General features: G+C 60.4%; 9 protein-coding genes and 1 pseudogene. 9 read left to right on the forward strand and 1 reads right to left on the reverse strand.

The window, feature by feature from the left end; all coding sequences use genetic code 11:
* The 9 genes and pseudogenes from AYR66_RS22465 to AYR66_RS22490 all read left to right on the forward strand — a co-directional run.
* Nucleotides 1–373 (forward strand): enoyl-CoA hydratase-related protein (locus AYR66_RS22465; RefSeq protein WP_234814981.1); only part of this gene is annotated, 373 nt, incomplete at its 5' end.
* A 99-nt stretch (nucleotides 374–472) separates the two neighbouring features.
* Nucleotides 473–1,633, forward strand: coding sequence for an acyl-CoA dehydrogenase family protein (locus AYR66_RS22470; RefSeq protein ID WP_088709361.1), 1,161 nt, complete (start codon nucleotides 473–475; stop codon nucleotides 1,631–1,633).
* Between the two features lie 35 nt (nucleotides 1,634–1,668).
* Nucleotides 1,669–2,856: an acyl-CoA dehydrogenase gene (locus tag AYR66_RS22475; protein WP_088709362.1), complete on the forward strand. Its 1,188-nt coding sequence runs from the start codon at nucleotides 1,669–1,671 to the stop codon at nucleotides 2,854–2,856.
* 40 nt (nucleotides 2,857–2,896) lie between these two features.
* On the forward strand, nucleotides 2,897–3,646 hold the full coding sequence (locus AYR66_RS22480; protein WP_088709363.1) for an electron transfer flavoprotein subunit beta/FixA family protein: 750 nt from the start codon (nucleotides 2,897–2,899) through the stop codon (nucleotides 3,644–3,646).
* Between the two features lie 76 nt (nucleotides 3,647–3,722).
* Entirely contained in the window at nucleotides 3,723–3,887 is a 165-nt protein-coding gene (locus tag AYR66_RS29050; RefSeq protein WP_170942243.1) for a hypothetical protein, read from the forward strand.
* Between the two features lie 33 nt (nucleotides 3,888–3,920).
* Nucleotides 3,921–4,847, forward strand: coding sequence for an electron transfer flavoprotein subunit alpha/FixB family protein (locus tag AYR66_RS22485; protein ID WP_088709364.1), 927 nt, complete (start codon nucleotides 3,921–3,923; stop codon nucleotides 4,845–4,847).
* A 69-nt stretch (nucleotides 4,848–4,916) separates the two neighbouring features.
* Nucleotides 4,917–5,042 (forward strand): annotated as a pseudogene (locus tag AYR66_RS30615) (3-hydroxyacyl-CoA dehydrogenase family protein); the annotation flags it as partial.
* 243 nt (nucleotides 5,043–5,285) lie between these two features.
* Entirely contained in the window at nucleotides 5,286–5,480 is a 195-nt protein-coding gene (locus AYR66_RS28510; RefSeq protein ID WP_141104122.1) for a hypothetical protein, read from the forward strand.
* A 42-nt stretch (nucleotides 5,481–5,522) separates the two neighbouring features.
* Nucleotides 5,523–5,705, forward strand: coding sequence for a hypothetical protein (locus AYR66_RS22490; protein WP_088709365.1), 183 nt, complete (start codon nucleotides 5,523–5,525; stop codon nucleotides 5,703–5,705).
* 376 nt (nucleotides 5,706–6,081) lie between these two features.
* On the opposite strand, the gene AYR66_RS22495 is transcribed toward AYR66_RS22490, so the two are convergent.
* Nucleotides 6,082–6,853, reverse strand: a 772-nt coding sequence (locus AYR66_RS22495; protein WP_088710001.1) for an XdhC family protein, incomplete at its 5' end; no start/stop codon positions are given.

The raw sequence follows: 6,853 nt of genomic DNA on the forward strand, positions 1-6,853 counted from the left end.
TTCGGTCGACCCGGGCTACGGGACGGCTTTCCTGGCCCGCGTGGTGGGCGAGAAGAAGGCGCGCGAAATCTGGTACCTGAACCGTCGCTACTCCGGGGCCGAAGCCGTGGCCATGGGCCTGGCCAACGTATGCGTTCCGCACGAAGAGCTGGACGCCGAAGTACAGAAGTGGGGCGAAGAAATCGGCGAGCGCAGCCCGACCGCCATCGCGATCGCCAAGCGCAGCTTCAACGCCGACACCGCGCACCAGAGCGGCATCGCGGGCATGGGCATGTACGCGCTCAAGCTGTACTACGACACCGAAGAATCGCGCGAAGGCGTCAATGCGCTCAAGGACAAGCGCAAGCCCGACTTCCGCAAGTACGCGAAATAAGGCCGGCAAGACCTCGTACCCGGATCGGCCGCGAATTGACGTCCGGGTACCTGGATTGCCACCGCGATCGACTTCGCCATTACGAATGGATTTTTCAGCATGTCACTAGATAACGAATCCTTTGAGCTTTTGCTCTCGTCTGTCCAGCGCTTCATCAGGGAACGCCTGGTGCCGGCGGAGAACATCCTGGAAGAAACCGACGAAGTCCCCGCAGACATCGTCGAAGACATGAAGTCGATCGGCTTGTTCGGCCTGACCGTGCCCGAGGAATTCGGCGGTATCGGCCTGTCGGTGAGCCAGGAAGTCCAGGTCAACTTTGAACTTGGCCGCACCGCGGCAGCGTTCCGCTCGGTGTTCGGTACCAATATCGGCATCGGTTCGCAGGGCATCCTGATGGATGGCACGCCCGACCAGAAGCGCGAATACCTGCCCAAGGTCGCCAGCGGGGAGCTGATCATGTCCTTTGCGCTGACGGAGCCCGATGCCGGTTCGGACGCCGCCGCTCTCAAGACGCGCGCCGAACGCGACGGCGACCACTACGTGCTCAATGGCACCAAGCGCTTCATCACCAATGCGCCGCGCGCCGGTGCATTTACCCTGATGGCGCGGACGGGCGGGCCGGGCGCCGCCGGCGTCTCGTCCTTCATCGTGCCGGCCAGCCTGCCGGGCATCAAGCTGGGCAAGACAGACAAGAAGATGGGCCAGCGCGGAACGAAGACCTGCGACGTGATCCTCGAGAACGTGCGTGTGCCGGCGGCAAACATCATCGGTGGTGTTCCCGGTGAAGGCTTCAAGACGGCAATGAAAGTGCTCGATCGTGGCCGCCTGAATATTTCGGCCGTTTCTTGCGGCATGGCGCAGCGCATCCTGGATGAAGCCACGGCCTACGCCCGTGACCGCAAGCAGTTCGGCAAGGCCATCGGCGAGTTCCAGTTGATCCAGGCCATGCTCGCAGACAGCCAGGCAGAACTGCTGGCAGGCTGGTCGCTGGTCCAGGAGGTCGCAAAGCGTTTCGACGCGAAACCGGCGCACCTGTCCGATCCGGACGTGTCCATGCGCGTGTCCTGCGCCAAGCTGTTCTGCACGGAGATGCTCGGTCGTGTCGCCGATCGCGGTGTGCAGGTTCACGGCGGAGCCGGCTACATCAACGAATATCCGGTCGAGCGCTTTTACCGCGACGCACGCCTGCTGCGCCTGTATGAAGGCACGACGCAGATCCAGCAAATCATCATCGGCCGCGAACTGATGCGGCGTGACTGACCCGACCACACCGATACCTCTTTCGAAAGATCATCATGACTTCAAACCAGAAACATGCCGCCTTCCAGTGGAGCGACCCGCTGCTGCTCGATCAGCAATTGAGCGACGACGAACGCCAGGTACGTGACGCCGCGCGCGCCTATTGCCAGGAGCGCCTGAGCCCACGCGTTCTGGAGGCTTTTCGCAACGAAAAGACCGACCCGACGATCTTTCGCGAGATGGGTGAACTGGGGCTGCTGGGATCGACCATTCCCGAAGCCTATGGCGGCGCCGGTTTGAATTACGTCTGTTACGGCCTGGTCGCGCGTGAGGTGGAGGCCGTGGACTCGGGCTACCGTTCGATGATGAGCGTGCAGTCTTCACTGGTCATGGTGCCGATCAACGAGTTCGGCACGGAGGCGCAAAAGCAGAAGTACCTGCCCAAGCTGGCGACGGGCGAATACATCGGTTGCTTCGGCTTGACTGAACCGAACCACGGCTCCGATCCGGGCAGCATGGTCACGCGTGCAAGGAAGGTGCCCGGCGGCTACAGCATCAGCGGCGCCAAGATGTGGATCACCAACAGCCCGATTGCCGATGTGTTCGTGGTGTGGGCCAAGGACGATGAAGGCGCGATCCGCGGGTTCATCCTGGAGAAGGGCTGGAAAGGTCTGTCGGCTCCGGCAATTCACGGCAAGGTGGGACTCCGTGCAAGCATCACCGGCGAGATCGTGATGGACGAGGTGTTCTGCCCCGAAGAAAACGCCTTCCCGGACGTGCGCGGCCTCAAGGGCCCCTTCACCTGCCTGAACTCGGCACGCTACGGCATTGCCTGGGGCGCGCTGGGCGCAGCGGAAGACTGCATGCAGCGCGCGCGCCAGTATGTGCTGGATCGCAAGCAGTTCGGCAAGCCGCTGGCGGCCAATCAATTGATCCAGAAAAAACTGGCCGACATGCTGACCGACATCACGCTCGGCCTGCAGGGATGCCTGCGCCTCGGACGCATGAAGGACGAAGGCACGGCGGCGGTCGAAATCACTTCCATCATGAAACGCAATTCCTGCGGCAAGGCGCTGGAGATTGCCCGTGTCGCACGCGACATGCTGGGCGGTAATGGCATCAGCGACGAGTTTGGTGTGGCACGTCATCTGGTCAACCTTGAAGTGGTCAACACCTATGAAGGAACGCATGACGTTCACGCGCTGATTCTTGGCCGCGCGATTACAGGGATCGCGGCTTTTTGACTGTCGAATCACGTCCACTTTTTGCAGGCAAGGAGCAGATATGAAAGTAGTAGTCCCCGTCAAACGTGTAGTTGACTATAACGTCAAGGTCCGGGTGAAGTCGGACAACAGCGGTGTCGACGTCGCCAACGTCAAGATGAGCATGAACCCGTTTGACGAAATCGCCGTCGAGGAGGCCGTGCGACTGAAAGAGAAGGGCGTGGCGAGCGAAGTCATTGCCATCTCCTGCGGCACAAGCCAGTGCCAGGAAGTCTTGCGTACGGCCATGGCCATCGGTGCCGACCGGGGCGTACTGGTCGAGACGGATGCCGAGCTGCAGCCGCTGGCCGTGGCCAAGCTGCTGAAAGCCGTGGCCGACAAGGAACAGCCACAACTGATTATCCTTGGCAAGCAAGCCATTGACGACGACTGCAACCAGACCGGCCAGATGCTGGCCGCGCTGCTGGGCTGGCCACAAGCGACCTTCGCGTCGAAGGTCAGCATCGAAGGCGACAAGGCAGTCGTGACCCGCGAAGTGGACGGCGGCCTGGAAACCGTGTCGCTGGCCATGCCGGCCATCGTGACCACCGACCTGCGCCTGAACGAACCACGCTACGTGACGCTGCCCAACATCATGAAGGCCAAGAAGAAGCCGCTCGACATCGTTACGCCGGCCAACCTCGGCGTGGATGTGACGCCTCGCGTGAAGACCCTGAAAGTGTCCGAGCCGCCGAAGCGCTCGGCCGGCATCAAGGTGCCGGATGTGGCCACGCTGGTCGCCAAGTTGAAGGGCGAAGCAAAAGTGGTATGAGAGCGTAACACCGTGTTTTTCCCGTCCTTGCCGGCTTCGCGGCAGGCGTGCAAGGCAACATCGGCAGGTGACCATCATGAAAAATCAGCCCACCAAGGAAGCAGTTCGAGAGTGGTTACGGCAACGCCAGCTCCATCGCGAACCGCCGCCCCCGATCAAGCAGATACAGCGCGAAGTGGGATGGAACCTGATCGACGTACGCGACGCGAAAGCGAAGGAAGAACACCTCCTGGCCGCCTGATAGCCAACACAACATCACTTACAGGATTTCGATATGACCGCTCTTGTCATTGCTGAACACGACAACGCTTCGCTGAAAGGAAGCACCCTCAACACCATCACCGCTGCCGCCCGATGCGGTGGCGACGTCCACGTCGTGGTTGCCGGCCACCACTGCGGCGCTGCTGCCGAAGCGGCCTCAAGGATCACCGGCGTATCCAAAGTCCTGGTTGCCGACGCGCCGCACTTCGCTGACGGCCTGGCCGAAAACGTCGCCGAGCAAGTCCTTGCGCTGGCGCCGGCCTATTCGCACATCCTTGCGCCAGCCACGGCCTACGGCAAGAATATTGCTCCGCGTGTGGCCGCCCGACTGGACGTCGCACAGATTTCCGAAATCACCAAGGTCGAATCAGCCGATACCTTCGAGCGTCCGATCTATGCCGGCAATGCCATTGCGACCGTGCAGTCGAGTGATAAGGTGAAGGTGATCACCGTACGCGGCACCGGCTTTGACGCCGCCGTTGCCGGCGGTTCTGCTGCCATTGAAAACGTCGCTGCGGAAGCCGACTTCGGAAAGTCGGCGTTCGTATCGCGCGAACTGGCCAAGTCCGATCGTCCGGAACTGACGGCCGCGAGGATCGTGGTATCCGGCGGACGCGGCCTGGGTTCGGCCGAGAACTTCAAGATCCTCGAGCCGCTGGCCGACAAGTTGGGTGCGGCCATGGGCGCGTCGCGCGCAGCGGTGGATGCGGGATTCGTGCCGAATGACTGGCAAGTGGGCCAGACCGGCAAAATCGTTGCACCGCAGCTCTATATCGCCGCGGGTATTTCCGGCGCAATCCAGCACCTGGCCGGGATGAAGGATTCGAAGGTGATTGTGGCAATCAACAAGGATCCGGAAGCGCCGATTTTCAGCATTGCCGACTATGGCCTGGTGGCGGATCTGTTTGCCGCCGTGCCGGAATTGGCTGGTGCCTTATGAACATGGGAGAGGTGCGGTTGAAGCCGACTGTGTATCCCGAGCTTGACGGTAATGTCCTCATTATCAGGATCATTTGGCTTCGCGATGGGCCTGTTTGCCGTGGCCGACTTCTCCGGCCTGGACATCGCGTGGCGCATGCGCCGGACCCAGGCGACCAGTCGCAGTCCCGATGAACGCTACGTCGCGATCCTTGATGGTGCAGGGTTACAGTTTTCCGTGATGGGAATGTGGTCCGGTGTTCTGTGCACGCCAGCAGGGCGCGGCTGCGCTGCAAGCCGGCCAAAATGACCTGCCGCTTTCCTGCGGCCGCGGCTTTGCGCGGGCGAACCTGGACATCCTGATGGACCGAGCCACACGCATGCCAACGCATCCTTGACCCATCCGGATGCAAGCCGACCGGGCTGTCGCATATTGGATGTGTAGACCCGAGGTTGTACAGTGAGCGGTGGTCTTGCGTTGGATGATTTGAGAACAGTACATTCGCTGCCGGACGACAAGCATGTGCAGAACATGCGTGCCGAAGGCCTGGTTGCAGAGCTGAAGGAACAACTGGAAGAATTGCGAAACCGGACCGATAATTCTACCAAGGCAAGAAAGCCCGCACGTGCACCAAGAAAATCGAAAACCGCGTGACAATAGTGGCTGCATTTAGCGCGAGCGACAAACAATACCGTCATGAACCTTAACCAAATAAAAGCTGACCTTCTCATCCTCGCCAGGCAACAGGATGAACCCCTTCACGTGCGCGAGATCGCAAAAGAAAGTCTTGAAGCGATCGAGTACCTTGAACGTGAACTGGACAAGGCGCAGGAGAACAAAGTCGCAAGCCGGCCTCTGGGAGCATCGGAACGGCGCTGAATCCGGCCAAGGTGTAGTTCATGGTTCCGACAATTGAAACTTGCTATTTTCGACTCTGTAAGTCTTTGATTATTTTGTCCTCACCATTTTGGACAATTCGTCAAAAGTGCTGTCACAGATGCAGCTCGCGCGCGACTCGCGCAAAATGAGCAATCTACATTTGCAATCATGGTTCCCAGCGCAATACATGTCCCGGAACGTGTAGAACGGAAGTTGACATGGTGAGCATAATGTCAAATGCTATGCAGAGGGATTACTTGGGTATCAGCTGAAAGACTGTCGGGGAGTTGGGACGATAGGATCGCTCCCGATCAAAGGAAAACCTTGCGCCGTTGTTCTCGGAAAGGTAAGTGCAAGGAATCGCAGCCGCAGGGAATTATTGCTCAAGCGTATTCGACGGTTTGGCTATTTCCGCTGCCTTGGCGTTCGCAACCCGCACTTCGTTCGGCAGTGCCACGCCGTTCTTCGCTGCGGTCATCTCGGCTAGGATTGAAATCGCAATCTCCGGCGGCGTCTTGCTGCCGATGTAGATGCCGACGGGCCCATGCAACTTCGCCAGTTGCGCATCGGTCAGGTCGAACAGCTTGAGCCGTTCGCGGCGCTTGGCATTATTTGCGCGCGAGCCGATCGCGCCAACGTAGAAGGCCTCAGACTTGAGGGCTTCCATGAGCGCTAGGTCATCGAGCTTGGGATCGTGGGTCAACGCCAGCACTGCGCTGCGTCCGTCAAGCTTCATGTCTATCACGATGTCGTCCGGCATCGCGTGCACCAGCTCCACGCCCTCTAGCTCCCAACCGGTACGGTATTCCTCGCGCGGGTCACATACCGTGACGTGATAATCCATGCCCACCGCGATCTGTGCCAGAAACCGGGACAATTGTCCGGCGCCGATGATCAGCAAACGCCAGCGCGGGCCATGCACTGTTGTCAGTGCGGTAGCCGACACCTGCAGGCTCATGCCGGGCCCCGCCGGTCCAAGTGTCACTTCGCCGGTTTGCAGGTCGAGCCGGCGGGTCACCAATTCGCGGGCCGCCAGCCGTTGCAGCAGCTCAGGAATACGGCTGCTGGCGGACAGCGGCTCAAGCGCCAGCTGGATGGTCCCGCCGCATGGCAAGCCGAAGCGGGGCGCCTCGTCGGCGGGGGTGCCC

The sequence above is a fragment of the Noviherbaspirillum denitrificans genome (assembly GCF_002211445.1).
Classification (GTDB): domain Bacteria; phylum Pseudomonadota; class Gammaproteobacteria; order Burkholderiales; family Burkholderiaceae_D; genus Noviherbaspirillum; species Noviherbaspirillum denitrificans.